The sequence below is a fragment of the Klebsiella pneumoniae subsp. pneumoniae HS11286 genome (assembly GCF_000240185.1).
Taxonomy (GTDB): Bacteria; Pseudomonadota; Gammaproteobacteria; order Enterobacterales; family Enterobacteriaceae; genus Klebsiella; species Klebsiella pneumoniae.
On record NC_016845.1, the window covers coordinates 2,705,761 to 2,730,085 of the forward strand.

Below are 24,325 nucleotides of genomic sequence, written 5' to 3' on the forward strand. Positions count from 1 at the left end.
TTTTTCAAACGGTTGGTGATTTTGGTGAAGAGTTTAGACGCGGACGGTAGCCCGAAAGAAAAACGACGTAAAGGAACGGGTAAGATAACCCTGACCGAGGTGGCTGAGTTTGTCGGTGTGAGCGCCATGACCGTTTCGCGAGCGCTGAGAATGCCTGAAAAAGTGAATCCTGAGCTTCGCGATCGCATCGATGCGGCCGTCAGTCAACTCGGCTATGTCCCTAATCTGCAGGCACGTAATCTGGCGTCGGTCCATTCCGATCTTATTCTCGCCGTCGTCCCCACCTTCTCTTCACCGGGTTTTTTGCCGGTCTCTGAAGCGCTGCAAAAAGTGCTGACCGAACGCGGATATACCATGATGTTTATGGAATCCGGGCATGACGGTCAAAGTGAACAAAAGACGTTTGAAAAAATGCTCGCCTATAACCCGGCGGCCATTATTCAGTTCAATATCGATACCATTGAGAGCTGCACCCAGCTGCTGGCCAACGTGGATGTTCCTATTCTGGAAATTGGCGCGCTAAATACCCACCCAGTGGGTATGTGCATCGGCGTGGATTACGGTAAGGCCGTAAAACAGATCGTGACTCATCTGGCCGACGCCTCATTAAAAAACATCGCACTGCTCTGTACCCCGGCAAATAACACAATGTTTCGCCAGTTGCTGAGCGGATGGAATACGGCGATGCTCGCTCTGAACCGCTCCCCGCACCGGGTGGTAACCACGCATTTGCCATCCACCATCGCCACAGGCGTCAATATATTCAAGGATATGATGATTACCTGGGGCGATCTGGATGCGTTAATTTGCACGTCGGATGAAATGGCCTGTGGATGTATGATGGCCTGCCACAGTGCCGGCATTAAGGTGCCCAATACCGTAGCCATTGCGAGTTTAGGCGGAGGAGTGTTATCGACTGTCTGTTCCCCTGCCCTGACAACCGTTGAGTTTCCCTGGCATGACATTGGGGTGAAAGCCGGTAAAGCCCTTCTCGAACTGCTTAACGATAAGCCTGGTGAAAAGTTCATTGAAATTCCGTCAGTGCTCAAAGTCCGGGCCAGTACCGCGGCATGAGTTTAATATAGGGCGATAAGGCTTCCCCTATCTAGTATCTGTGTGTGGTAGCCAGGGTTTCTACCAGGAAGAATGTCTCTCTGCGAGAGTCCATACAATAAATGCCCAGCTCATAAAGCAAAAAATAGTCGGGACAGTAGCGTTTTTTCGCTACTAAGCGGGTAAACCGCCAGCCTCATTTCCCGTTTATCTTGCCAGCCGTCCCAGGCGGTGATTTCGTAGCCTCGACCCGCCTGGGCGGCTTTGCACTGAAGTCCGTCTAGCGCCAGTCCAGGATATACGATGTCTCCTAAGCCAGTTAGCAGGTAAAGCGCACCGCGATAATTCATTTGCACCGCCCTGGTGCCGCACATTCACCATGCCGCCCCCCGTCAGACATGCCCTCATTACATTAACCACTTGAATATAAAAAATTATTTTATATGGCACGTTTAATGCTCTTCGCTTGTATACCGCAATGTGGACAAGAACGTATGCCATATGGCCACAACAGGTCGCCAGTCTGCGGTCGCAACCTTCCCCTTTCTGTGAGGCATCCAGGGTGGATGCGTTTCACGGAAGCCTGCTTACTGAAAACGGAGAACAACATGACGACACTCAGCGAACCGTTGGTTACCCCGAAATATGGCAAATGGCGCCAGCTGGTGCTGGGCCTGATCTGTATGGCCGCCATCTCCAGTCCGCAATATGTCTGGACGCTGTTGACAAAACCCCTGTCCGCCAAACTTGGCGTCGGTCTGCCAGAATTGCAGGTCACCTTCTCGCTACTGATCATCCTGCAGACCTTCTTTTCCCCTTTTCAGGGGCGGTTAGTGGAAAAATTTGGCCCACGGCGGCTGATCGCTATTGGCACGGTGATGGCGGGAATGAGCTGGGTACTTTCCGCGCAGGTGAATGGCCTGGCAACGCTCTGGCTGGTTTATGGCTGCATGGGCGGCCTCGGGACCGGGATCGTCTACATCGGCGTTGTCGGCCTGATGGTCAAATGGTTCCCACAGCAGCGGGGATTTGCCGCCGGCGCGGTGGCGGCGGGCTACGGGATGGGGGCCATCATAACCACCTTCCCCATCTCCCTGTCGCTGACCACTAACGGCCTTGAACACACGATGACGACTTTCGGGATCCTTTTCGCCCTCGTCGGCTTCATCGCCAGTCAGGGGCTGAAGCTGCCGCCGCCCGCTGTCTCCCAGCCCGTCAGTCAGACGGTGGTGCAGAGCAGCAGATCGTTTACTTCCCGGGAAATGCTGCGCCAGCCGCTGTTCTGGCTGATGTTCGTCATGATGGCGATGATGTCGACTTCCGGGCTGATGGTCACTTCGCAGATGGCGGTGTTCGCCGAGGATTTCGGCATTAGCCAGGCGGTGGTGTTTGGCATGGCGGCGCTGCCGCTGGCGTTAACGATAGACCGCTTTACCAACGGCTTAACCCGGCCGCTGTTTGGGTTTATTTCCGACCGCTTCGGCCGCGAGCAAACCATGTTTATCGCCTTTGCGCTGGAGGGGGTGGCGATGATGCTCTGGCTGGCGTGCCGGGAAGATCCGCTGCTGTTTGTCCTGCTCTCCGGGGTGGTGTTCTTTGGCTGGGGGGAGATCTTCTCTCTCTTCCCGTCGACACTCACCGATACGTTCGGCAGCGAGCATGCCGCCACCAACTATGGCTGGCTGTATATTTCGCAGGGCATCGGGTCAATCTTCGGTGGCCCGCTGGCGGCACTGCTCTATCAGTACACCCACGGCTGGCATGTAGTCTTCAGCTGCGCTATTGGCCTTGATTTTATCACCGCCGCCCTCGCGCTGTGGGTGCTAAAACCGTGGCGCGCGCGCTTTATCCGCCAGCATAGCTAATCGTCCGCCGGGCAGAAGTGACGGTTCGCCCGTCACTTCACTGATATTCGCTGCGCAGCAGCGCGTACAGATACTCATCGCCCCACTCGCCTTTAAAAAAGATATTCTGCCGGTAATGCGCCTCGCGACGAAAGCCCAGCCCTTCCAGGAGTTTGATCGCGCCGGTATTGCGTGTGTCTACCACCGCTGTCAGCCGGTGATGGGCTAACTGTTCAAAGAGTAAGGCCATCACCGCCCGTATGGCTTCCCGGGCATACCCCTGATGCTGATACGCAGGGGAAAAGGTCATCCCCAGCTCGGCTTGTCTGCCGTGATCTAAGAAGTGGATCCCCACATCTCCCGCCAGCGCACCGTTGGCCTGGATCTCTACGGCAAGCTGGAACCAGCTCTCATCCTCAGCAAAGGCCTGCGAACGCTGTTGTTCATAGAAGGCTGTCGCCTCTGTCATGCCGTAGTGGGTCCAGCTCTGGAAGCGGGCCACCTCCGGCAGATTGCGATAATGGCTGAAAGTCGGCAGATCTTCCGTTCTGAACCGGCGCAGCAGCAGCCGGGGCGTGGTCAGGGGTAACATCATCTCTTCTCTTCTTCTCAATGAGACGGGCAATGGCGGGGCCATCTTAACCTGCGCAGCCTCAACCCAGCCATCGCACTTCCTTGTCAATTTAATATAAAGTTAAATTTCGATATTAAAATTTCACAAACCGATAAAACATTACAATAACAAATACGAAAAACAGGGGAACAAGCCAGAGAGGCGTCTCTGGAAAAAAGAGCCCTTGCGCCACGGCGAAGAGGATGGTCAGTACAGCTGGGCCATAAGATGAAATTAACGACTTGAATATTCTTCGCAGCAATCTTTTAATAAGATTCATCATAGTTATCGGATCATCCTGGTAATGATGTCTGTAATACCCTCATTCGATGCCTGTCCTGCTGTAACCGTCTCAGACTTCAGAAATAATGCCTATCAGAAAGTACATCATTCACAGCTTATGTGTATAAAGGTCCGAATAATACGTCGGTTCAGAAACATAAGGACATGACTTGTGTATGTCTACGCAATCTTGTTTTTATTGAGGGAACCGACGCCGCATAAACCGCGGCTGATTTACTTTTTGCCCGTCTGGCGGCAAGATCCGGCATAATGCACCGCTGTCGCAGGACGGCCGTGTCACCGGCAATCGTGACAGCGAACCATTCGACAGGAAAACGCATGAAGCCAAAACAAGCGGACATTCTCCGCCACGCCAGCACGCTGTTTAATCGCGAAGGATATCAGTCGCCCAGCATCGAGCGGATTGCTGAACATGCTGGCATCTCCAAAATGACCTTCTACCGCTATTACGCCGATAAAGAGGCGCTCATTCTGGCTATCCTCAAGCAGAAAGAGAGCGAATTTATGCAGGATTTGGCGCAGATCACCGCGGATAAAGCCAGCGCGCGGGAAAAGCTGTTCGCCGTGTTCGACTACTACCATCGCTGGTTTACCTGCGAAACGTTCCACGGCTGCATGTTTACCCGCGCGCTGTTTGAATATGGCGCGTCATCGCCGGCGATCCGGGAGCAATGCTCCCGATTTAAGTCGCTCCTCTGGCAGTTCTTCCGCGATATCCTCCTGCAGGTGTTAAAACCGGAACCTGCCGAGCGGGTGGCCATGATGATGGTGATGCTCATCGATGGCGCCATCGCCGCCCAGCAGGCCGAGTCCGCCGAATGCCGGGAGATCCCGCCAGGGGTGACCGCCTGGAGCGCGGCCAAAGCGCTTATTTACTCAGAAGGCGGTACGCTGTGAGATGATAAGCTGCCGCCCAGCGACTGCAGGGCCGCCAGCAGACCATCATAGTAATCGTTGCAGGTTTGCAGACGCAGCGCGGCGCCAAAGAAGACCTCCTCCATCGCCGCCGGATGTTTTTTGCCAATCGGCACAATCACATTGTTCAGCCAGCCATCCGCATGACCGATGTCGACCGTGATATGTTCGGCATAGTAATGCACGTCGCGCTCGGAAAGCCCAATCCGCCGACAGCCCGCCACCAGTTTTTCATACTGCGGCGGGTCGAGCAGCTCGGTCATGGCCATCACGCCCAGTGATTTGTAGTAATGCTGACGGTTAACGCCGCCCAGCATAAAGGCGTTATACCCGGCCAGCCCCTGCCACTCGTACAAATGGGCAAAATGATTGTCCGGCAAAGCGATATTCCGCCGCTTCAGTAAATCCTTGTACAAATTGACGTGGGTGATCTCAGTGCTGCCCTGGCCTATCTCATCCCACAGATTTTGCGCAATCTCAGCGCGGGTTTCCGGCAGCGAGCCCACCAGCCCCATCGCCACCAGATCGAAGAAAAGCAGATTGAGGGCGCTGTCGCTTTTGAAGAAATAGTCGATTTGCGCCGCAGAGGCCTCGCTGGCAAGGAAATCGAACAGCGGATGATGAGACGCCGGGTGCTGCTGGCATAAGGCGCGCAGTTCGTCGACGATATTGCCGGCGTTAAGCATTGGTCTCTGGTGGTGGAAGCGTTTGCATTCCGCCCGCAGCCACTCAGACTCGATGTAATTTCTGATCCCGGAAAGCAGCGGATGAAACTGATTGGCAGCCGCTGGCGAGAGCGGGTCGGCAAGCCAGGACTGATAGAGAATGAACAGCGCGTGGTGCGCACGCTTTTTGGCCTGTGGATCGTCAGCGGAGAAGGCGCGGATGCAGGTATTCTCAGTGAGATGCCAGGCTCTGTCGGCCACCAGCGGGTTGGCCGTCAGCTTCAGCGACAGCGCGTTGCTGTGCAGAAGCTGGTCAATTAACTCATCCAGCGCCAGCCTGGCCATCACCGCGGTCTGGTCGCTTCCAATCACCCCATTATCTGTGTTACGCATGATTTATCCCTGTGAAATACATGGCTACTATACGGTATAGTACCGTCCATAATGCGGCAACGTAAATTTCACACGTGCTTTCAATTTACTGATTATCAAAGAATTTAAATGAATACAATAAAAACCACTAAAATATTATTGATATTATAAAAACAATAACATTACCATTCAGTACAGTGACAAACGACACAAGGAACCATCATGCCTTATCTGTTACTGACGCTGGCGGCTCTGTTCTGGGGCGGGAATTATGTTGTCGGGCACGTGCTGGTGCAGGGCGTGGATCCGATCCTGATGACCGAAGCGCGCTGGGCGCTGACGGCGCTGCTGCTGGGCCTGCTCTACCGACGGCAAATCGTCGGCAGTCGCCACCTGCTGCGGGCAAACGCCCCGGCGGTGGTGGTGCTCACCCTCTGTGGCCAGGTCAGCTTCCCGCTTACGCTCTATATTGGCCTGCAAACCACCTCCGCGCTCAACGCCGCCATCTATATGTCCGCCACGCCGAGCATGGTGCTGTTGATTAACCGGCTGATTTTCCGCGACCCGGTATCAGGGCGTAACTGGCTCGGAGTGGCTTTTAGCACCCTCGGCGTGATGATCCTCTTATTTCAGGGAAATCCGCTGCACGCCGCCTCTCTGCACACCTTTGCCATCGGCGACCTGTGGGCGATGGGGTCGGCGCTGAGCTGGGCGCTCTACTGTTCGCTGTTACGTCTGAAGGACCGCCGTATCCCGGCGAATGGCTTTGTCGCCGTCAGCTCGCTGCTCGGCGCCCTGATCCTGCTGCCAATCGTCATCTTCTGGCTGATGCGCCACCCGGCGCAGGACTCGGCAGCCTGGCGCGAGCCGTTTTTCCTCAGCGGCCTGGCGTATCTGGTAATTTTCCCATCGTGGCTGGCCTATTTGTTCTGGAACAAAGGTATCGCCACCATTGGCGCCACGCGGGGCGAAATTTACACCCACATCATCCCTCTCTCCGGCGGGGTGTTGAGCATCCTCTTCCTGCATACTCAACCGCAGGCCTGGCATCTGTTTAGCGCGCTGTTTATCATGCTGGGGATTGTCATTTGCTCCCTGGAAAAACGCCAGGCGGCCGGGCGCCTGTCGACACCCGGTCACAGAGGTTAACGGCTGGTGGAGAGCGGCTGGTGATGTCCCGCTCCTGCGGATTGGATCACCCGGCCTTCGCGACCAAAAAAGGTCAGGACGGTAATGACAATCGCCACCGTCCCGGCCACCAGGGCCATTGCCAGGCCGTAGTTATGCTCATGATGCTGGGCGATTGATGCCTGGAGAGTGGCATTCACCGAAGCCAGCAAATTACCCAGCTGGTAGACGAAGCCGGGCAGCACCGCCCGGGTGTTGGCCGGGACCAGTTCATTGAGCCAGGTGGGGATCACCCCCCAGGCCCCCTGAACCATAAACTGCATCAGGAACGCCCCCGCCCCCAGCGCCAGCGAGCCGCTGGCGAAAGCCCACAGTGGAATGACCGGCAGCGCCAGCAGGGCGGCGATCATAATCGCTTTGCGTCGGCCAATCTTCTCCGACAGCGAACCGAAGAACACTCCACCAATGATCGAGGCGATGTTATAGCAGACCGCGATGATGCTGACCGTTTTAGGCTCGAAGCCGTGCTGAACTTTCAAAAAGACCGGGTAAAGATCCTGCGTCCCGTGAGAGAAGAAGTTGAAAGCCGCCATCAGCACCACCAGGTACAGGCACAGCTTCCAGTGGCTACGCAGTACCGGCAGCAGGGCCGTACTCTCTTTATTCTGCCTGGCCGCCTGCCAAACCGGAGACTCCTCGACGCAGAAATAGATAAACGGCAGCAGCAGCACCGGCGCGGCGCCAATGACAAACATCCCGCGCCAGCCGAGTTGTTCAAACAGCAGCCCGTAGGCGACGGCCGCCAGCAAATAGCCGAAGGGGTATCCCGCCTGGAACAGGCCGGACATCAGGCCGCGCGAGCGGTCGGGGATCGTCTCCATCGCCAGCGAAGAGGCCACGCCCCAGATCCCGCCCATCGCCACGCCGTACAGCACCCGCAGCAGGAAAAACAGCATCAACGACGGCGCGGCGGCGGAGAGCAGCTCAAAAGCCGAGAAGAACACAATGTTGAGCATCAGGATTGGTTTGCGACCAAACTTCTCCGCCGCCCTGCCGAAAATTAGCGCGCCGACGGGCCGCACGGCCAGAGTCAGCAGAATCGCCAGGGTGACCTCCTCAAGGTCGACATGAAACGAGTGGGCGATATCGCTCAGTAAAAAAACTAACAGGAAAAAGTCGAAAGCATCGAGCGTCCAGCTTAAAAAACTGGCTATCGCCGCATTACGCTGTCGTGAGGTCCAGCCGTGCATCTTGTCATCCCTATCCCGACGGCATTGCCGGGAGTGTGCGCGGCGTCCAGCAGAGCGAGCTGGGGTCACCGCTTGTGTAAATTGTTTGTATAGAAAGTTGCTCTTTTGTTAATTACACCCCTTTTACGACAATCGGCAAGTTTATTAGCATGCTAATTTGTTTCAAATTGCGTGTTCCCCTCACCGGTTCGGCAATTTTCGACCAGAATTAAAACCAGGTTCGCTTAAGCGAAGCGTCATCAATGCCGCATCTGCCCACAGGAAGGGAGAGAATCATGAAGAGAATTGCCATCGTCGGCGTGGGGCCGACGGGGATTTACACCTTTTATGAACTGGTGAAGCGCGGTGAGCCGCTGGCCATCACCCTGTTTGAAAAAGAGGCGCAGGCCGGGGTGGGTATGCCCTACAGTGACGATAATACCGCGGCGCAGATGCTGGCCAATATTGCCAGCATTGAGATCCCCCCCATCGACCTGACCTACCTGCAATGGCTGCAGCAGCAAAGCGATGACTGGCTGGCGGCGCGCGGGCTTGAACGGCACGCCCTGCATGAGCGCCAGTTTCTGCCGCGGGTGATCCTCGGCGAATACTATCGCGACCGTTTTCTGTACCTCGTTGAGCGGGCCCGGGACGTCGGCTTTGTGATTAGCGTTTGTGAATCCTGTGAAGTCACGGATATTGCGGTTCAGCCCACCGGGATCGCCATCCACACCGATAGTGCAGCAGACCCGGTAATTGTCGACCTGGTGGCGATTGCCACCGGCCATCTGTGGCCTGAAGAAGAGCGCGCCAGCCGACAGTACTTCCCCAGCCCGTGGACCGGCCTGATGGAGGCCCGCATTGCCCCCTGTCGGGTGGGGATCCTTGGGACTTCATTAAGCGCGATTGATGCCGCCGTGGCGGTAGTGGCCCGCCACGGCGTTTTCCATACCGAGGACGACAAAACGACCCATTTTTCCCTCCATCCAGGCAGCGAAGCGCTGGAGATCACCCTGATGTCACGCCACGGCGTGCTGCCGGAGGCCGATTTTTACTGCCCGATCCCGTGGGAGCCGCTGGAGATTGCCACTCCCGCCGCCCTCGAAGCGGCCATTGCGGAGGGTAGCGACGCTCTGTTAGATCGGATTTTTGAGCTGATCGTTAAAGAGCTGGAATATGCCGCCCCCGACTGGAGCGAGGCGATCGGGCTTCGTCAGCTGACGCCTGACAGTATCGCCGACGCCTGGTTTGCCGACCGCCTCACCCATGACCCCTTTCAGTGGGCGCAGCGCAATCTGCAGGAGGTGGAGCGCAATAAGCGCGAACACCACACGGTGCCCTGGCGCTATGCCATTCTGCGCCTGCATGAGGCGATTGAAACCGTGGTGCCGCAGTTCAACGACGCGGACAGCCGTCGCTTCCGCCAGGGCCTCGCTCGGGTATTTATCGATAACTACGCCGCCATTCCGCCGGAGTCGATACGTCGGCTGCTGGCCTTGCACCGGGCTGGCATTCTGCGGATCCTGACGCTGGGCGAAGATTATGAGCTGCAGCGGGAGCCTGACCGGACGCTGATTGTTCATCATCGTCAGCGCTGCGAATTCGATGTCTTTATCGATGCCCGCGGACAAAAAGCGCTGAAAACCCGGGATCTGCCCTTCCCTTCACTGCGCCAGCAGCTGCTGGCCTGCGGCGACGACATTCCGGACGTCGGTGATGACTACACGCTGCAGGCGCCGGAGACAGTGCGCGGCCGGGTCGCCTTCGGCGCCCTTCCCTGGCTGATGCACGATCGCCCCTTTGTGCAGGGGCTGACGGCCAGCGCCGAGATTGGCAGCGCTATGGCCCGCGCCGTGTCGCAGCAGGCCGCCGGCCGACGGCGCCGTCTCTGGTATATCGAATAGCGGAGCGCTTAAGCGCAATATCCGAATACTGGGGGGGTGAACAGGCGTGCTATAAACAGCAACTGTCCGTCCCCTGCACGACCACGTTTAACATTTACGAGGTATTCATGAGTCATCTTTTTAGCGCGACGCGAATTGGTCAACTCACCCTTGATAACCGTATCGTTATCGCCCCGATGTGTCAGTACTCCGCCGACGAGGGTAAGGCGACCTCCTGGCACCGGATCCATCTTGGCCAACTGGCTTTCTCCGGCGCCGGCCTGTTAATCTGGAAGCCACGGCGGTAGAGCCTGCGGGGCGTATCTCCCCGGGGGATCTGGGGCTGTGGGATGATGAAACCGAAAACGCCCTGCGCGGCGTAGTCGAAGATATTCGGGCCTGGTCGCCGATCCGTCTGGGGATCCAGCTGGGTCATGCCGGACGCAAAGCATCCTGCGCCGCCCCCTGGCAGGGAGGCCATCAGCTGGCGCTCAACGATGGTGGCTGGCAGACCGTCGCCCCTTCCGCCGTGGCGTTTCACGATGGCGATCGCGCCCCCGCTGAACTGAGCCATGCCGATATGGCGCGCATCAAAGCGGCCTTCGTCGCCAGCGCGCTGCGCGCCCAGCGGCTGGGCTTTGAGCTGATTGAACTGCACGCCGCCCACGGCTATCTGCTGCACCAGTTTCTCTCGCCGCTCAGCAACCAGCGCCGCGACGAGTACGGCGGTTCGCTGGAGAATCGAATGCGCTATCCGCTGGAAGTCTTTAAGGCGATCCGCGAGGCAGTGGGCAACACCATGGCGGTGGGCGTCAGGCTGTCGGCTACCGACTGGGTCGAAGGCGGCTGGGACTGCGAGCAGTCCATTAAGTTTAGCCAGCAGCTGGAAACGCTGGGCAGTGACTATATTCACGTCTCCAGCGGCGGTTTGTCGCCGCAGCAGGCGATCGCCGTTGGGCCGGGATACCAGTTGCCTTTCGCCCGCGACATTCGCCAGCAGGTAGCCATCCCGGTGATTGGCGTGGGGCTGATCACCGACCCGCAGCAGGCGGAAGCGGCGCTGGAGAATGGCGATGCCGACCTGATCGCCCTCGCCCGCGCGGTACTCTACGATCCGCACTGGCCGTGGCACGCAGCGGCCAGCCTTGGCGCCCAGGTCCGTGTGCCGTCGCAGTATTTGCGCTCGGAGCCGCACGGCCTGAAAGGCACCCTGCTGCCAAACCGTTGAACCCACGGCGGGCATAAAAAAGGGGTATCGTAAGATACCCCTGAGCAGGATGTTATTGCGGTCCATGTGCCGGGCGGCGGCGACGCCTTGCCCGGCCTACAAAAGGGCGATACCCGGTAATTGCGCAGCCAACCCGCCCCCTGCGTAGGCCGCGCAAGCGCAGCGCCGCCGGGCAATCTATCAGGCTCCGCTCCCTATATTTCCGGGCGGCGGGTCAGACAAACACCGCGAGTTACTGCTGTGCGGCAGGCGGTGCGGCGTTCTGTTTATCCTTCGCGATACTGTCCTGGATGGCTTTGGTTTTGCTCGCCGCTTCAGCCGAGAGCTGATTGGCGTCACCGATGGCGTTGTCTTTGATCTGACCCGCCTCTTTGACTATACGGTCACTTTCCTGCTTTGCGTTCTGCTTCACCGCATCGGCCTGGGCTTTCGCCTGCTGGGCGATGGCGTCCGCCTTCTTGTCCGCCTCGGCCTTGATGGCGCTGGCCTGATCCTTCAGGCGATCGGCCTCGGCGTCAGCCTGGCTTTTCAGCGTATCGATTTGCTTATCCGCATCCTGTTTAATTGCCTGCGCTTTATCCGCCGCGGCATCCTTCATCTGCTCCGCATTATCTTTAGCCTTATCCAGTTTGTTATCAACTTTCGACGCATCGTCGCAGCCAAACAGGGTCAGGCACAGGGCGGAAGCGAGTAGTGTTTTATTCCAGAGTTTCATCAGCATTCCCTTACAGGTTAAGTCGTTATCCAGCTTTGTGATTCGTTGCATTAATAGCATTCACATTTTATATATAAACGCTCAGCCGATAGAGTCAAGGCGACAGCGCCGATTGTCAGTCCAGGGTCGCTACCAGCCCCTGCAGCCAGTCGGCAAAGACCCGAACCTTATGCGAGAGATGCCGGTGCGGATAGAGCAGCGACAACGGTCGACGCGGCGCCGGAAAGTCCGGCAAAACTTCCACCAGTTGCCCGCTGTCGATATAAGGTTGCAAAAAGAAACGCATCCCCTGCAGCATCCCCAGCCCCGCCAGCCCGGCAGCAGTAAAGACTTCAGAGTTGTCCAGCACCAGTTTACCGGGAATGGCGATCTGCCTGATGCCCTCCGGGGTCTGGAATCGCCAGGGCATAATCTGCCGGCTGCTGCTGTTCACCCAGTTCACCGCCAGATGCGACTGCAGGTCCTCCAGCGTCGCGGGCGCCCCATAGCGCGCCAGATAGCCCGGACTGGCGCAGGTGGTTAACGCCACCTCCCCCAGTGAACGCGCCACATAGTCGCCATCCTCAAGATCCCCCACCCGCAGCAGGCAATCCAGACCATCGCGCAGCATATCCCGGCGTACGTCGGAGCTGCTGAGGACAATCTCCACCTCCGGATGGGCCTGATAAAAATCCGGCAGATGCGGGATCACCAGCAGCCGGGCAAAGGCGATCGGCATATCAACGCGCAGCTGACCGCGGATCGGCCGGTCCGGCGCGAACGACTCCAGCAGATCGTCGGCCTGGGAGAGCAACGGTTTGCTGCGACGATAAAACTCTTCCCCCTCCGGCGTAAGATACAGACGCCGGGTGGTGCGCTGCAGCAGCCGGACCCCGCTCTCCTGCTCCAGCTGCTGCAGTGCTTTGGTCACCGCCGGTCGGTGGATCTGCAAATTTTCCGCCGCCTGGGCAAAGCTGCCGGCATCGACGATTTCAATAAAAATTTTAATATTTTCAAACAGATTCATTTGCATGATGACCCGCCTCCCACCTCTTCATCAGTTCACATTATTACTAATTTAATAACAGTGATGAAAGTTTTTGCTCATTTTTTAAAACAATAAAGACGCCTACACTGCCCTCATTGCCGCATCGCTGGGGCGAACAAATTTATAACTTATTAACATACAAGGAAAAATAGCATGCAACCTAACCGCGTCGCCCGCATTCTGGGTATTGAAAAACCGGTGGTCCAGGGGCCCCTCTCCTGGCTAACCGATGCTCGTCTGGTGGCGGCCGTCGGCAACGCCGGTGGGCTTGGCGTGCTGGGCCCGAACGCCGGACTGACGGCGGCAACCGCCGTCTCCACCCCGGAGGCCACCGCCGAGAAAATGCGCGAAGAGATCCGCAAAACCAAACAGCTGACGGAGAAACCCTTTGGCGTCAACCTGATCCCGACGGCGGAAAATGACATCTGGACGCCGGCGATCCTCCCGGTGATCAAAGAGGAAGGGGTTAAGGTGGTGGTCTACACCGGCTACGGCGACGGTTCGTTAAAACCGGCGCTGTTCGACGAACTGAAAGCCGCCGGGATCACCATTATCTATCGTGACATCAACCCGACGCCGGAGAACAGCCGCCGCGCGGAGCAGGCCGGAGCGGATATTATTGTCGCCACCGGCTTTGACGAAGGCGGCACGCTGCCGGGTACCGCCCTCGGGACCTTCACCATCGTCCCGCTGATCGTCGACGCGGTACAGCGGGTTCCGGTGATGGCCGCCGGAGGGATCACCGACGCCCGGGGCGCGCGCGCCGTTCATGCCCTGGGGGCGGAGGGCGTCTTCGCCGGTTCGGTATTTATCAGCACCATCGAAAGCCGGGTTCCCGACTCGGTGAAAGCGAAAATTGTGGCCGCCAACGGTCTGGATCTGCGCCTGTTCCGTACCCTGCCGGACTACTACCGCGCGCTGCCCGGCAAACTGAGCGACACACTGGTAGCCATGGACCGGGCCGGCGCCTCAAAAGCCGAGCTGGCCCAGGCGATGGGCGGGCTGCGCGGGATGCGGCTGGGCATGCTGGAGGGGAATACTGATGAGGGATATATCTCGGTGGGCGCGGGGATCGGCAACATCCATGCCATCACCTCCGTCGCCGAGGTGGTCAATCAGCTGGCGGTATGAAGCCGCCAGCCGGGGCACGGTAACCGCCGCGATCAGGCGTCAGCCACCTTCTCTACCGCCCGGGAGAACGCGTCGATAGCCAGCCCGACGTCGGCGGCGGTGACCGACTCCGCCGGGTGATGGCTGACGCCCCCCAGGCAACGCACAAACAGCATGGCCGATGGCCAGCGCTCGGCGATGGCGATGGCGTCATGCCCTGCGCCGCTCGGCAGCGTCAGCGAACGGCCCTGCACCGCCACCACCGCCTCGCTCAGCACCGCCTGCAGGTGACTGTCGCAGGCGGTGGCGGCGATGCGATAATACTCCTCGGCGGCGAAACTCAGCTGGCGGCGCCCGGCAATGGCCTGCGCCTGCCCCAGCAGTTCCTCCAGCAGCGCCGTCAGCGGCGCATCCTGCGGGCCGCGAATATCCAGCGTCAGCTGCACCTCGCCCGGTATCACGTTTACCGCGCCCGGCGCACAGCGCAGGGTGCCGACCGTCGCCACCAGGTTACCGCCGTGCTGCCGGGTCAGGTTTTCCACCTGCATCATCCATTCCGCCGCCGCGGCGAGGGCGTCCTTGCGATGAAGCATCGGCACCGTGCCGGCATGGCCAGCTTCGCCGGTAAAGCGGCAGTTCAGCCGTCTGGCGCCATTAATCGCCTCCACCACGCCGAGCGCCAGCCCCGCCTGCTCCAGGCACGGCCCCTGCTCGATATGCAGTTCCAGATAGGCGGCGATATCCCGCGGGTGACGGGCCGCGTGGGCGATCCGCGCCGGATCGAGTCCGGCATTCACCAGCGCCTGGGCGACGCTCACCCCGTCGGAATCGCACTGTGACAGCCAGCTTTCAGGCCAGGTGCCGGTGACGCCGCGACTGCCGAGCAGGGTGATGCCAAAGCGGGTGCCCTCTTCATCGCCAAAGCCGACGATCTCGATTGCCTTCGCCAGCCGTCGCCCCTGCTGGTGCAGACGCTGGACCACCTCAATCGCCGCCAGCACGCCGAGCATGCCGTCGTAGCGTCCGGCGTTGCGCACGGTGTCAAGATGAGAGCCCAGCAGCACCGCCGGCGCCCCCTCCTGTTGTCCTTCATAACGTCCGCAGATGTTGCCGACGCTGTCCTGCCACACCATCATGCCGGCAGCCTGCATCCACTGCCCCACCAGCTGGTTGGCCTGCAGATGCTCGGGCGACAGATAGACCCGGGTCAGGGCATCGGCGGTTTCGCTGAGGGCGGCCAGCCGATCGGCACGCGCCATCACCCGGCTGGCGGCCGCCTCTCTCTCCGCCTGCTGGCGGACGGTGTCACTCATAGGGTGGCCTCGGTGCGGTAGTGATCCCAGGCCGCCTGCATCGCCGCGCCCTGGGTGGTGGTGAACCTGAGGTAGTTCAGGACCGCTTCCAGCGCGCTGAGCGTCTGCATCACGCAGTCTTTACGCGCGTTATAGCCCATGGTGCCAATGCGCCAGACTTTACCGTGCAGCGGACCAAACGAGGTGCCAATTTCAATGCCGAAATCTTCCAGCATCAGTTTGCGTACCTGATCGCCGTTGACCCCGTTGGGGATCACCACCCCCAGCACGTTATTCATTTTGTGCCGCAGGTCGCCAAAGGTCTCGAGCCCCATCGCCTGGATGCCCTTCAGCAGCGCATCGCCGTGCAGTTTGTGGCGGGCGATGCCGTTGTCGAGTCCCTCCTGGAGGATCAGGCGCGCGCACTCCCGGGCGGCGAACAGCGCCGAGGTCGCTTCGGTATGGTGGTTAAGGCGCTCCGGCCCCCAGTAATCCATCACCATGCCGAGATCGAAATAGTTGGAGTAGATCATCTCGTCGACGCCATCGTGATGGGCATCGGTGCGGATCCCCTGCTCAATGCAGCGGCGGCGGCGGATGACCTCTTCCATCCGCGGGCTGAGGGTGATGGGCGAGGTGCCGGAAGGACCGCCCAGGCACTTCTGCATCCCGGCGGACACGGCGTCCAGCTGCCAGGCGTCGGTTTCCAGCGGGTTACCGCCGAGCGACGCGGTGGCGTCGGTATAGAACAGCACATCGTGACGACGGCAAATCTCTCCCAGCTCCGCCAGCGGCTGCAGCATGGTGGTGGAGGTATCGCCCTGCACGGTGAGCAGCAGGCGCGGCCGCACGCGCTTGATCGCATCCTCAACCTGATCCGGCGTAAAGACCTCACCCCACGGCACCTCGATGGTGTGCACCTCTGCCCGGCAGCGACGCGCGATCTCGCACAGCAGATGACCAAACCGGCCGAACACCGGCACCAGCACCTTGTCACCGGGACGGATCGCCGACAGCAGAATCGCTTCGATCCCGGCGCGCGAGGTGCCGTCGACCAACATCGTCCAGCGATTTTCGGTGCGAAACACGCCGCGGTAGAGCGCCATGACTTCATTCATGTAGTGGGTCATCGCCGGATCGTACTGGCCAACCAGCTGGCTCGACATGGCGCGCAGCACGCGCGGGTCGGCATTGATCGGCCCCGGCCCCATCAGCAGGCGCTGCGGCGGGTTAATTTGCGAAAACTGAGTGATATCCATCTGCCATTCCTTACGTTAGTTAAGACCGCGCACCGAGGAGATAAACTGTTTCAGTTCGCTGGTCTGCGGGCTGGCGAACAGCGTTTTGCTGTCGCCCTGCTCCCAGACGCGTCCCTGATGCATAAACACCACGCGGTCGCCCACTTCGCGGGCAAAATTCATTTCATGGGTGACGAGGATCAGCGTCATACCTTCCGCCGCCAGTTGCTCCAGCACCTTCAGCACTTCACCCACCAGTTCCGGGTCGAGCGCCGAGGTGATTTCGTCACAGAGTAAAACTTTCGGCGACATGGCCAGCGCCCGGGCAATGGCCACGCGCTGCTGTTGGCCGCCGGAGAGATTGGCCGGATAGTAATCCAGACGGTCGCCAAGACCGACCTTCTCCAGCATCCGCTGCGCCAGCTCCCGGCATTCGGCCTGGGACTTCTTCAGTACCCGCCGCGGAGCCAGCATGACGTTCTCCAGCGCCGTCATGTGCGGGAACAGGTTAAAGTTCTGGAACACCATGCCGATGGAGCGGCTGATCTCCCGGGCCTGGGAATCGCGGTTGGTGATGGTCATGCCCCCGAGCTTGATGCTTCCCTCCTGGTAGCCCTCCAGACCATTGATACAGCGCAGCAGGGTGCTTTTACCCGAGCCGCTGCGGCCGATGATCGAGATCACTTCCCCCATGTCGATATCCAGATCGACGCCCTTCAACACATGGTTGTCGCCGTAGTACTTCTGCATCTGATTAATGGTGATGAGAGGCATTGAATTTGTTCTCCAGATAGCGGCTGTAGCGGGACAGCGGATAGCACAGAATGAAATAGCCCAGCGCCACAAGGGCAAACACTTTAAACGGCTGATAAGTGACGTTGGTCAGCATCGTCCCGGCCTTGGTCAGCTCCACAAAGCCGATAATCGATGCCAGCGCCGTGCCTTTGATCACCTGTACGGCAAAGCCCACCGTCGGCGCGATGGCAATGCGCAGCGCTTGCGGCGCCACCACCCGGTACAGGGTCTGGCCGAAGCTCAGCCCGAGACAGCGCGAGGCTTCCCACTGGCCTTTCGGCAGCGCGCGAATGCTGCCGAACCAGATATCCAGCAGAAAGGCGCTGGTGTAGAGCGTCAGGGCGACCGAGGCGGCGGTCCACGCCGAGACGTCAACGCCGAACAGCGCCACGCCAAAGAATGCCAGAAACAGCTGCATCAGCAGCGGCGTGCCCTGGAACAGCTCAATATACCCGCGGATCAGCCGTTTCACCTGGCGTCCGCCGGTGAGGCGCAGCAGCAGTAACGGTAAGGTCACCAGCGCCCCGCCGGTGAACGCGACCAGCGACAGCAGCACCGTCCAGCGACCGGCCAGCAGCAGGTTGCGGATAATGTCCCAGTCAGTAAAAGTGGTCATCAGGCCTGTACCCCCAGCCATTTACGCCCCGCCGCCATCAGCAGCTGGCGCATCGCTATCGATAACGCTAAGTAGATCCCGGTGGTTACCAGATAGACCTCAAAGCTCAAAAATGTCCGCGACTGGATCAGGTTGGCGGCGAAGGTCAGCTCCTCATAGGAGACCTGCGACACCACTGACGAGCCGAGCATCACAATGATGCACTGGCTGACCAGCGCCGGATAAATCCGCTGCAGCGCCGGGGGCAGTACGACGCGAACGAAGGTTTGCGTCCGGCTAAGCCCGAGCACGCGACCGGCTTCCCACTGGCCCTTCGGCGTCACCTGAATGCCGGCGCGGACGATCTCGGTGCTGTAGGCGCCGAGGTTAACAACCATCGCCAGCAGCGCCGCTTCACCGGCGGTCATCTTCAGTCCCAGGTTCGGTAAACCAAAGACGATAAAAAAGAGCTGCACCACAAACGGCGTATTACGGATGATTTCCACATATCCGCCCCATACCCGGCTGAGCATTCCCGGGCGACCGCTGCGGATCGCCGCCCCAAGGATGCCGATCGCCAGTCCGCCGATCGTCGCCAGCACCGTCAACTGCACCGTCACCCACAGGCCGGCCAGCAGCTCCGGCCAGTGCGGCCAGAGCTCAGAGAAATGAAGTTGCTCCGTCATCCCCAGACCTTACGCGCCGAGGCTGGCAGGCAGTGGCGCTTTCAGCCACTTCTCAGACAGACCGTTGAGGGTGCCGTCCTTAATGCCCTGCTCGATGAGGGTATCCACTTTTGCCTTCAGCGCCGGTTCGTTCTTTTTCAGACCGATAAAGCACGGCGAGTCCTTCAGCATAAAGCTCGGGACCGGCGCTTTGTCGGCGTTCTGCCGGGAGATAGCCGCCACCACCAGGTTTCCGGTGGCGACATACTGCACCTGACCGGACAGGTAAGCCGACAGCGTAGTGTTATTGTCCTCGTAGCGCTTAATCTGCGCCGCCTGCGGCGCCACGCTGGTCAGCACCATATCTTCCACCGCCCCACGGGTCACGCCGATGCTTTTGCCGCTCAGCGCGGCCGCGTCCTTCAGCTCCGCCCCTTTCGGGCCAAACACCCCGAGGAAGAACGGGGCGTAGGCGCGGCTGAAGTCGATCACCTTCTCGCGCTCGGCGTTCTTGCCGAGGCTGGAGATCACCAGGTCCACCTTATCGGTCTGCAGATACGGCACGCGGTTGGCGCTGGTCACCGGGACCAGCTGCAGCTTGAGCTTCATCGATTTCGCCAGATAGCGCGCCATATCGATGTCATACCCCTGCGGCTGCAGGTCGGTACCCACCGAGCCGAACGGTGGAAAGTCCTGGGGTACGGCAATGCGGATGACGCCGCGTTTTTCAATATCCTGGAGCTGGTCAGCCTGCGCGGCAGAAACAGACGATAGGAGACAAGCGGCCCCGGCCAGCGCGATCAACAGTTTCTTCATGATGTTTACCCGTTACGTTAGCATGAAACAAAAGATTCTTTGAATCTGTTTTTGCAACTAATGTGCCAGATACGGACGAGGCGAGGGTTGGCGAGGAATTAAAACAAAAAGTGAGAAAGGACAAGCGTTAACGGAAAAGTGTTCAGAGAGCGGCGGCGCCATCACGTGGTTTTTATTGCACCATAATAATGCACAGCACCACGCTGGCGCCCCATCAGCGTTGTTCCAGCTCGTCCAGCTGCTGGTAAAGCGTGGCGATATCGTGGATGCGCGGACGACCGCTGTCGAGCGTTTCATGGAGAAAGGCATTAGCCAGCAGATTAATCAGGCTGTTGACCGAGGCATAGCTATCGTAGGCGGAGACGCTGTCCAGCGGCGCGCAGAGCTGCCAGCGGGAGAGCGGAAACAGGCTGTGGGCCTGCGGCTCGCACATTAACAGGACCGGCACCCCGTCGCGCTGCAGCTGCTGCAGCAGCGGGCGTACTATTCGCGGCCGGCGGCGAAACGCCATCATTACCACCAGATCATCGGCGGTCAGATCGACCAGCTCTTCGCTGAGACTCTGACCCGGCTGGGGCAGCACCAGCACCTGGCCGCGGGCCTGCAGCAGCTGCTGGCGTAGATGCAGCGCCGCCGGATAGGCGTTGCGCATGCCAATCACCACAATGCGGCGGGCGGCCACCATCGCCGTCAGCGCCTCAGCGAACTGGCGGGCGTCGAGGGCGTTGACCCACTGGGTGAGGTTTGCCATCTCCTGCTTATAATGGCGCGCCAGCAGCGTGTTACCCTGCACCGCGTCGCGCTGGTCGGTGAGCGGCATCCCGCTCTGACGCAGAGTGCGCAGTTCATCGCGCATATCCTTATATTTGTCGTAACCGAGGCGCTTGAACAGCCGGCTGACGGTGGCTTTCGACACGCCGCTCAGCTGCGCCAGCTCGGCGCTGTTGTAGCTTATCAGGTCGTCAAAGTGGTCAAAGATGAAATCCGCCACCCGCTGCTCCTGCGGCGACAGCGAGGCGTATTGCCCTTTCAGTCGTTCATCGAGTTGTTGCATAGCGCCCCTGTAACTTTCGTTTCATCATCCATTCCTCATCATACTGTATCTGCTATGCCTTACACATAGCGTGCCAGTGGGAAAATTCTGGTCATCGTTTTTATCAATGAAACGAAACGTTCAGAGATGGAACAGCTTTTGCAGTGTTCTGCGGGTGATTCGTTCAGAAAGGATAATTTATGCACAGTAGCAACGTTTCGACCCACGGCATGGCGGTGGCCCCCCACCACCTCGCCAGTCAGAGCGCGCTGGCGATCCTGCGCGAGGGCGGCAGCGCCATTGAAGCGATGGTGGCTGCCGCGGCGGCCATCGCCGTCGTCTATCCCCATATGAATGGCCTCGGCGGCGATGGCTTCTGGCTGATCGTGCCGCCTGAGGGAGACCCAATCGCCATTGACGCCAGCGGGGCCGCCGGATCGCTGGCGACCCTCGAGGCCTACGCCGGACAGCGGCATATTCCCCACCGGGGAGCTCAGGCCGCGCTGACCGTCGCCGGCACCGTCAGCGGCTGGGACGAGGCGCTGCGTATTTCACGGGACTTAACCGGCCGCGCGCTGCCGGTGGCCCGCCTGCTGGCCGATGCGATCGGCTATGCCGAAGACGGCATTCCGGTCACTGCCTCGCAGGCCCACGCCACCGCCAGCAAACTGGAAGAGCTGCGCCATCAGCCGGGCTTCAGCGAAACCTGGCTGGTCGCGGGCGAGGCCCCGCGGCCCGGCAGCCGCTTCCGCCAGCCCGCCCTCGCCGGTACCCTGCGCATGCTGGCCAGCGACGGTCTCGACAGCTTTTATCGCGGGCCGCTGGCCGAGCGTCTGGCGCAGGGTATGGCCGCGCTGGGGATGCCTGTCACCCTCCGCGACCTGCAGGCCCACCGCGCCCGGCGTCCGGCGCCGCTGACGCTCCAGCACCAGCAGGGCACGCTGTGGAATCTTGCGCCGCCGACGCAGGGACTGGTGTCGCTGGCGATCCTTGGCATCACCGACCGCCTGAACATGGCCGATGCCGACGACGCGCAAACGGTGCACCGTATTGTCGAAGCCACCAAGCGGGCATTTGCCCTGCGCGATGCGCATATCACCGATCCACGCCATCTGGATGTGGATGTACAGCAGTTGCTCACCCCGGAAGCCCTGCAGCCGCTGGCCGACAGCATCGACGACGCCAGCGCTTCCCCCTGGGGCCGCGGCAAAGGCCCGGGCGATACCGTCTGGATGGGCGTCGTGGATAACAGCGGACTGGCAGTGTCATTTATTCAGAGTATTTATCACGAGTTCGGCAGCGGCGTGGTGCTCCCGGACACCGGGATCGTCTGGCAAAACCGCGGGGCGGCCTTCAGCCTCGATCCGCAGCATCTCCTGGCGCTGGCCCCTGGCAAACAGCCATTCCACACCCTCAACCCTGCCGCCGCGCGCCTGAACGATGGCCGGGTGATGGTCTATGGCTCGATGGGCGGCGACGGTCAGCCGCAAACGCAGGCGGCGCTGTTTACCCGCTATATCCTGCAGGGGGTGCCGTTGCAGGAGAGCATCTCCCGTCCGCGCTGGCTGCTGGGCCGCACCTGGGGCCAGTCCTCCGACTCACTGAAGCTGGAGGGACGCTTTGCCCCCGCCTGTATCGCTCGCCTGCGCGAGCTGGGGCATGACGTAGAAGTGCTGGCCGATTTCAGCGAAGCGATGGGCCACGCCGGGGCCATTGTCCGCCATCCCAACGGTCTGCTTGAAGGGGCGACCGATCCACGCAGCAACGGCGCCGCCGCCGGGTACTAAGGAGCAGACCATGACCACACAGCCAGACTGGAGCGAGTATCTGACGCAGATGACTCACCTGTTGGATATGGAGCTGGATGCGCCGCGCCGTAAGGAGCTGGAGCGCCAGTTTGCCCGCATCGCCGCCATGGCGCAGCCGCTGATGGACTATCCCCTCGGGCCGCGCGAGGAGATTGCGGGGGTGTATAAAGCATGACTCTTCAACACTTCACCATTGCCGATCTCCAGCGTGCGCTGCACGATGGCGAACTGAGCGCCCGGGAGATCGCCCGCCAGACGCTGGACGATATCGCCCGCGTGAATCCGCAGATCAACGCCTGGACCGAGGTCACCGCCCAGCGCATGCTGGCGGAGGCCGACAGCATCGACGCCCTGCGCCGGGAAAAGCGCCCCCTGCCGCCGCTGGCAGGCATTCCTTACGCAGTGAAAAATCTGTTTGATGTCGCCGGGCACACCACCCTCGCCGGCGCCGAACTGCTGAGCGATCGGCCGCCGGCAGCCAGCGACAGCTGGGCGGTGCGCCAGCTGCACAGCGCCGGCGCCCTGCTCAGCGGGATGCTCAATATGGACGCCTACGCCTACGGCTTCACCACCGAAAACAGCTACTATGGCGCGACGCGCAACCCGCACGATCTGTCGCGGATCGCCGGCGGTTCTTCCGGCGGTTCGGCCGCGGCGGTGGCGGCCGGGCTGGTTCATTTCAGCCTCGGCAGCGACACCAACGGCTCGATCCGCGTCCCCGCGTCGCTGTGCGGGATCTTTGGCCTGAAACCCACTTTCGGGCGCCTGTCGCGCTCCGGCAGCCATCCGTTTGTCGCCAGTCTGGATCATATTGGTCCTTTTTGCCCGCCGGGTGGCCGACCTCGCCGCGGTGTATGACGCCCTGCAGGGGCGCGACCCGGCCGATGACTTTCAGGCTGATAAAGCCAGCGAGCGCACCGGCAATCTGCTGGAACGCGGACTGGAGGGGCTGCGCTGCGCGCGGCTGGGCGGCTATTTCACCACCTGGTGCGATGACGACGCCCGGGCGGCCGTGGATCGGGTCGCCCACGCGCTGGGCGCCGACAGCGAGCTGCAGTTCGCGGATGCCGCGCTGGCCCGCTCGGCGGCCTTTATCATCAGCGCCAGCGAAGGCGGCAATCAGTACCTGACGGATCTTCGCCACTCGCCCGAGCGCTTTGAACCCCACTCCCGCGAGCGGCTGCTGGCCGGCGCGATGATCCCCTCCGCGTGGTATCTGCAGGCTCAGCGTTTTCGCCGTCATGCTCGCCAGGCAATGAAATCCCTGTTCAGCCAGGCCGACGTGCTGATCGCCCCGGCCACCCCATGCAGCGCCACGCCAATAGGCGCGGAGGAGATGGTGATTAACGGCCAGCCGCTGCCGGTGCGCGCCAGCATGGGAATGCTGACGCAGCCGATCTCCTTCCTCGGGCTGCCGGTGGTGACCGTGCCCCTGCGTACCGCCAGCGGTAAGCCGATTGGCCTGCAGCTGATTGCCGCGCCGTTTAACGAACAAGCCTGTCTTCGCGCCGCGCGGGCGCTGGAAGCGATGGGCATTACCGATGCCCGAGTGGCGGAGAGTGCAGCATGATCAATCTGGATAATGTAGACCGCCCGGCGATCCTCGCCGAGGTGACGGCGGCGTTTTATCAGTATGAAGAGGCGCTGGTCAGCAATAACATCGAGGCGCTGGATGCGCTGTTCTGGCACGACCCGCGCACCGTACGGCTGGGAGCCGGCGAAAATCTGTATGGCATCGAGGCGATCCGCGCCTTTCGCGCCGCCCGCCCCGCCGCCGGTCTGGCCCGCGATCTGCGCCATACCACCATTACCACCTTTGGCGCGGATATGGCGGTGTGCAGCACCGAGTTCACCCGCGAAGGCAGCGCGCGCCTGGGCCGCCAGCAGCAGACCTGGGTACGCTTCCCCTACGGCTGGCGGATTGTCGCCGCCCAGGTCAGTCTGATGGACTGAGTAGAGTATACGGGAGCGGACCGGAGACTAAGGTATCCACCGGCC

At 60.4% G+C, this 24,325-nt stretch carries 27 protein-coding genes and 1 other annotated feature; of the genes, 12 read left to right on the forward strand and 15 right to left on the reverse strand.

Features of this window, described 5'->3' with window-relative positions; genetic code table 11:
* Positions 1-21: 21 nt before the first annotated feature.
* Complete coding sequence (locus KPHS_26950) at positions 22-1,074, forward strand: putative periplasmic binding protein/LacI transcriptional regulator (protein ID YP_005226995.1); 1,053 nt, start codon at positions 22-24, stop codon at positions 1,072-1,074.
* A gap of 110 nt (positions 1,075-1,184) precedes the next feature.
* On the opposite strand, the gene KPHS_26960 is transcribed toward KPHS_26950, so the two are convergent.
* Complete coding sequence (locus KPHS_26960; RefSeq protein YP_005226996.1) at positions 1,185-1,403, reverse strand: hypothetical protein; 219 nt, start codon at positions 1,401-1,403, stop codon at positions 1,185-1,187.
* Positions 1,404-1,619: 216 nt separating this feature from the next.
* On the opposite strand from KPHS_26960, the gene KPHS_26970 reads away from it, so the two are divergent.
* Positions 1,620-2,918, forward strand: a complete 1,299-nt coding sequence (locus KPHS_26970; RefSeq protein ID YP_005226997.1) for a major facilitator superfamily protein — start codon at positions 1,620-1,622, stop codon at positions 2,916-2,918.
* A 37-nt stretch (positions 2,919-2,955) separates the two neighbouring features.
* On the opposite strand, the gene KPHS_26980 is transcribed toward KPHS_26970, so the two are convergent.
* Entirely contained in the window at positions 2,956-3,534 is a 579-nt protein-coding gene (locus KPHS_26980) for a putative acetyltransferase (RefSeq protein YP_005226998.1), read from the reverse strand.
* 70 nt (positions 3,535-3,604) lie between these two features.
* On the reverse strand, positions 3,605-3,793 hold the full coding sequence (locus KPHS_26990; RefSeq protein ID YP_005226999.1) for a hypothetical protein: 189 nt from the start codon (positions 3,791-3,793) through the stop codon (positions 3,605-3,607).
* A 338-nt stretch (positions 3,794-4,131) separates the two neighbouring features.
* On the opposite strand from KPHS_26990, the gene KPHS_27000 reads away from it, so the two are divergent.
* The gene (locus tag KPHS_27000; protein ID YP_005227000.1) at positions 4,132-4,710 is read left to right on the forward strand and encodes a putative TetR/AcrR family transcriptional regulator; all 579 of its coding nucleotides are present in this window, start codon (positions 4,132-4,134) and stop codon (positions 4,708-4,710) included.
* Here KPHS_27000 and KPHS_27010 read toward each other — a convergent pair.
* Positions 4,686-5,786, reverse strand: a complete 1,101-nt coding sequence (locus KPHS_27010) for a putative ABC-type spermidine/putrescine transport protein (RefSeq protein ID YP_005227001.1) — start codon at positions 5,784-5,786, stop codon at positions 4,686-4,688. The genes KPHS_27000 and KPHS_27010 overlap by 25 nt on opposite strands.
* Positions 5,787-5,987: 201 nt before the next feature.
* Between KPHS_27010 and KPHS_27020 the strand changes: the two genes are divergently transcribed.
* Positions 5,988-6,914 carry a DMT family transporter gene (locus tag KPHS_27020; protein YP_005227002.1) on the forward strand — a complete coding sequence of 309 codons (927 nt, stop codon included), beginning with the start codon at positions 5,988-5,990 and terminating at the stop codon, positions 6,912-6,914.
* Here KPHS_27020 and KPHS_27030 read toward each other — a convergent pair.
* Complete coding sequence (locus KPHS_27030) at positions 6,911-8,143, reverse strand: putative transporter (protein ID YP_005227003.1); 1,233 nt, start codon at positions 8,141-8,143, stop codon at positions 6,911-6,913. The two genes, KPHS_27020 and KPHS_27030, sit on opposite strands and share 4 nt — an antisense overlap.
* 275 nt (positions 8,144-8,418) lie before the next feature.
* Here KPHS_27030 and KPHS_27040 point away from each other — a divergent pair, with 275 nt between their 5' ends.
* Positions 8,419-10,026 (forward strand): FAD-NAD(P)-binding protein, encoded by a 1,608-nt coding sequence (locus tag KPHS_27040; RefSeq protein ID YP_005227004.1) that lies wholly within the window; start codon positions 8,419-8,421, stop codon positions 10,024-10,026.
* 181 nt (positions 10,027-10,207) lie between these two features.
* Here KPHS_27040 and KPHS_27060 read toward each other — a convergent pair whose 3' ends face one another.
* Positions 10,208-10,486 carry a hypothetical protein gene (locus KPHS_27060; RefSeq protein ID YP_005227005.1) on the reverse strand — a complete coding sequence of 93 codons (279 nt, stop codon included), beginning with the start codon at positions 10,484-10,486 and terminating at the stop codon, positions 10,208-10,210.
* A 48-nt stretch (positions 10,487-10,534) separates the two neighbouring features.
* Here KPHS_27060 and KPHS_27050 point away from each other — a divergent pair, with 48 nt between their 5' ends.
* Positions 10,535-11,233: a putative NADH:flavin oxidoreductase/NADH oxidase gene (locus tag KPHS_27050; protein ID YP_005227006.1), complete on the forward strand. Its 699-nt coding sequence runs from the start codon at positions 10,535-10,537 to the stop codon at positions 11,231-11,233.
* 232 nt (positions 11,234-11,465) lie between these two features.
* On the opposite strand, the gene KPHS_27070 is transcribed toward KPHS_27050, so the two are convergent.
* Together KPHS_27070 and KPHS_27080 are read right to left on the reverse strand one after the other, a co-directional pair.
* Positions 11,466-11,999: a putative cell envelope integrity inner membrane protein TolA gene (locus KPHS_27070; protein ID YP_005227007.1), complete on the reverse strand. Its 534-nt coding sequence runs from the start codon at positions 11,997-11,999 to the stop codon at positions 11,466-11,468.
* A 64-nt stretch (positions 12,000-12,063) separates the two neighbouring features.
* The gene (locus KPHS_27080) at positions 12,064-12,954 is read right to left on the reverse strand and encodes a putative LysR-family transcriptional regulator (protein YP_005227008.1); all 891 of its coding nucleotides are present in this window, start codon (positions 12,952-12,954) and stop codon (positions 12,064-12,066) included.
* Between the two features lie 174 nt (positions 12,955-13,128).
* Between KPHS_27080 and KPHS_27090 the strand changes: the two genes are divergently transcribed.
* Positions 13,129-14,106, forward strand: coding sequence for a putative dehydrogenase (locus KPHS_27090; protein YP_005227009.1), 978 nt, complete (start codon positions 13,129-13,131; stop codon positions 14,104-14,106).
* A gap of 32 nt (positions 14,107-14,138) precedes the next feature.
* Here the strand turns inward: KPHS_27090 and KPHS_27100 are convergent, their stop codons facing one another.
* From KPHS_27100 to KPHS_27160, 7 genes are all read right to left on the reverse strand, one after another.
* Positions 14,139-15,398, reverse strand: coding sequence for an allantoate amidohydrolase (locus KPHS_27100; protein YP_005227010.1), 1,260 nt, complete (start codon positions 15,396-15,398; stop codon positions 14,139-14,141).
* A complete protein-coding gene (locus tag KPHS_27110) occupies positions 15,395-16,636 on the reverse strand; it encodes a Serine-pyruvate aminotransferase/ aspartate aminotransferase (protein YP_005227011.1) in 1,242 nt (413 codons plus the stop codon). Before KPHS_27110 ends, KPHS_27100 begins: the two co-directional genes overlap by 4 nt.
* 15 nt (positions 16,637-16,651) lie before the next feature.
* Positions 16,652-17,389, reverse strand: coding sequence for a histidine transport (locus KPHS_27120; protein ID YP_005227012.1), 738 nt, complete (start codon positions 17,387-17,389; stop codon positions 16,652-16,654).
* Entirely contained in the window at positions 17,370-18,026 is a 657-nt protein-coding gene (locus KPHS_27130; protein ID YP_005227013.1) for an amino acid ABC superfamily ATP binding cassette transporter, read from the reverse strand. The genes KPHS_27120 and KPHS_27130 overlap by 20 nt, the downstream gene beginning before the upstream one ends.
* The gene (locus KPHS_27140) at positions 18,026-18,691 is read right to left on the reverse strand and encodes a glutamine ABC transporter permease (RefSeq protein ID YP_005227014.1); all 666 of its coding nucleotides are present in this window, start codon (positions 18,689-18,691) and stop codon (positions 18,026-18,028) included. The genes KPHS_27130 and KPHS_27140 overlap by 1 nt, the downstream gene beginning before the upstream one ends.
* Before the next feature lie 9 nt (positions 18,692-18,700).
* On the reverse strand, positions 18,701-19,486 hold the full coding sequence (locus tag KPHS_27150; protein ID YP_005227015.1) for a cysteine ABC transporter periplasmic substrate binding protein: 786 nt from the start codon (positions 19,484-19,486) through the stop codon (positions 18,701-18,703).
* 214 nt (positions 19,487-19,700) lie between these two features.
* On the reverse strand, positions 19,701-20,540 hold the full coding sequence (locus KPHS_27160; RefSeq protein ID YP_005227016.1) for a putative sugar isomerase: 840 nt from the start codon (positions 20,538-20,540) through the stop codon (positions 19,701-19,703).
* A 179-nt stretch (positions 20,541-20,719) separates the two neighbouring features.
* Here KPHS_27160 and KPHS_27170 point away from each other — a divergent pair, with 179 nt between their 5' ends.
* From KPHS_27170 to KPHS_27210, 5 genes are all read left to right on the forward strand, one after another.
* The gene (locus KPHS_27170) at positions 20,720-22,306 is read left to right on the forward strand and encodes a putative gamma-glutamyltransferase (protein YP_005227017.1); all 1,587 of its coding nucleotides are present in this window, start codon (positions 20,720-20,722) and stop codon (positions 22,304-22,306) included.
* Between the two features lie 10 nt (positions 22,307-22,316).
* Complete coding sequence (locus KPHS_27180) at positions 22,317-22,502, forward strand: oxalurate catabolism protein HpxX (protein ID YP_005227018.1); 186 nt, start codon at positions 22,317-22,319, stop codon at positions 22,500-22,502.
* The gene (locus KPHS_27190; RefSeq protein ID YP_005227019.1) at positions 22,499-23,185 is read left to right on the forward strand and encodes a putative amidase; all 687 of its coding nucleotides are present in this window, start codon (positions 22,499-22,501) and stop codon (positions 23,183-23,185) included. Before KPHS_27180 ends, KPHS_27190 begins: the two co-directional genes overlap by 4 nt.
* Positions 22,499-23,897 (forward strand) — a sequence feature (potential frameshift: common BLAST hit: gi|238894806|ref|YP_002919540.1| amidase). It overlaps the preceding gene by 687 nt.
* A complete protein-coding gene (locus tag KPHS_27200; RefSeq protein ID YP_005227020.1) occupies positions 23,139-23,897 on the forward strand; it encodes an amidohydrolase, AtzE family in 759 nt (252 codons plus the stop codon). Its footprint overlaps the feature before it by 759 nt. The genes KPHS_27190 and KPHS_27200 overlap by 47 nt, the downstream gene beginning before the upstream one ends.
* Positions 23,894-24,280, forward strand: a complete 387-nt coding sequence (locus KPHS_27210; protein YP_005227021.1) for an oxalurate catabolism protein HpxZ — start codon at positions 23,894-23,896, stop codon at positions 24,278-24,280. The genes KPHS_27200 and KPHS_27210 overlap by 4 nt, the downstream gene beginning before the upstream one ends.
* The last annotated feature ends 45 nt before the right edge of the window (positions 24,281-24,325 follow it).

What these genes read in the sequence shown, in the direction of transcription:
- KPHS_26960 (YP_005226996.1), bottom strand. Translation starts at nt 1,403, where the DNA reads ATGAATTATCGCGGTGCGCTTTACCTGCTAACTGGCTTAGGAGACATC.
- KPHS_26970 (YP_005226997.1), top strand. Translation starts at nt 1,620, where the DNA reads ATGCGTTTCACGGAAGCCTGCTTACTGAAAACGGAGAACAACATGACG.
- KPHS_26980 (YP_005226998.1), bottom strand. Translation starts at nt 3,534, where the DNA reads ATGGCCCCGCCATTGCCCGTCTCATTGAGAAGAAGAGAAGAGATGATG.
- KPHS_26990 (YP_005226999.1), bottom strand. Translation starts at nt 3,793, where the DNA reads ATGATGAATCTTATTAAAAGATTGCTGCGAAGAATATTCAAGTCGTTA.
- KPHS_27000 (YP_005227000.1), top strand. Translation starts at nt 4,132, where the DNA reads ATGAAGCCAAAACAAGCGGACATTCTCCGCCACGCCAGCACGCTGTTT.
- KPHS_27010 (YP_005227001.1), bottom strand. Translation starts at nt 5,786, where the DNA reads ATGCGTAACACAGATAATGGGGTGATTGGAAGCGACCAGACCGCGGTG.
- KPHS_27020 (YP_005227002.1), top strand. Translation starts at nt 5,988, where the DNA reads ATGCCTTATCTGTTACTGACGCTGGCGGCTCTGTTCTGGGGCGGGAAT.
- KPHS_27030 (YP_005227003.1), bottom strand. Translation starts at nt 8,143, where the DNA reads ATGCACGGCTGGACCTCACGACAGCGTAATGCGGCGATAGCCAGTTTT.
- KPHS_27040 (YP_005227004.1), top strand. Translation starts at nt 8,419, where the DNA reads ATGAAGAGAATTGCCATCGTCGGCGTGGGGCCGACGGGGATTTACACC.
- KPHS_27060 (YP_005227005.1), bottom strand. Translation starts at nt 10,486, where the DNA reads ATGGCCTCCCTGCCAGGGGGCGGCGCAGGATGCTTTGCGTCCGGCATG.
- KPHS_27070 (YP_005227007.1), bottom strand. Translation starts at nt 11,999, where the DNA reads ATGCAACGAATCACAAAGCTGGATAACGACTTAACCTGTAAGGGAATG.
- KPHS_27080 (YP_005227008.1), bottom strand. Translation starts at nt 12,954, where the DNA reads ATGAATCTGTTTGAAAATATTAAAATTTTTATTGAAATCGTCGATGCC.
- KPHS_27090 (YP_005227009.1), top strand. Translation starts at nt 13,129, where the DNA reads ATGCAACCTAACCGCGTCGCCCGCATTCTGGGTATTGAAAAACCGGTG.
- KPHS_27100 (YP_005227010.1), bottom strand. Translation starts at nt 15,398, where the DNA reads ATGAGTGACACCGTCCGCCAGCAGGCGGAGAGAGAGGCGGCCGCCAGC.
- KPHS_27110 (YP_005227011.1), bottom strand. Translation starts at nt 16,636, where the DNA reads ATGGATATCACTCAGTTTTCGCAAATTAACCCGCCGCAGCGCCTGCTG.
- KPHS_27120 (YP_005227012.1), bottom strand. Translation starts at nt 17,389, where the DNA reads ATGCCTCTCATCACCATTAATCAGATGCAGAAGTACTACGGCGACAAC.
- KPHS_27130 (YP_005227013.1), bottom strand. Translation starts at nt 18,026, where the DNA reads ATGACCACTTTTACTGACTGGGACATTATCCGCAACCTGCTGCTGGCC.
- KPHS_27140 (YP_005227014.1), bottom strand. Translation starts at nt 18,691, where the DNA reads ATGACGGAGCAACTTCATTTCTCTGAGCTCTGGCCGCACTGGCCGGAG.
- KPHS_27150 (YP_005227015.1), bottom strand. Translation starts at nt 19,486, where the DNA reads ATGAAGAAACTGTTGATCGCGCTGGCCGGGGCCGCTTGTCTCCTATCG.
- KPHS_27160 (YP_005227016.1), bottom strand. Translation starts at nt 20,540, where the DNA reads ATGCAACAACTCGATGAACGACTGAAAGGGCAATACGCCTCGCTGTCG.
- KPHS_27170 (YP_005227017.1), top strand. Translation starts at nt 20,720, where the DNA reads ATGCACAGTAGCAACGTTTCGACCCACGGCATGGCGGTGGCCCCCCAC.
- KPHS_27180 (YP_005227018.1), top strand. Translation starts at nt 22,317, where the DNA reads ATGACCACACAGCCAGACTGGAGCGAGTATCTGACGCAGATGACTCAC.
- KPHS_27190 (YP_005227019.1), top strand. Translation starts at nt 22,499, where the DNA reads ATGACTCTTCAACACTTCACCATTGCCGATCTCCAGCGTGCGCTGCAC.
- KPHS_27210 (YP_005227021.1), top strand. Translation starts at nt 23,894, where the DNA reads ATGATCAATCTGGATAATGTAGACCGCCCGGCGATCCTCGCCGAGGTG.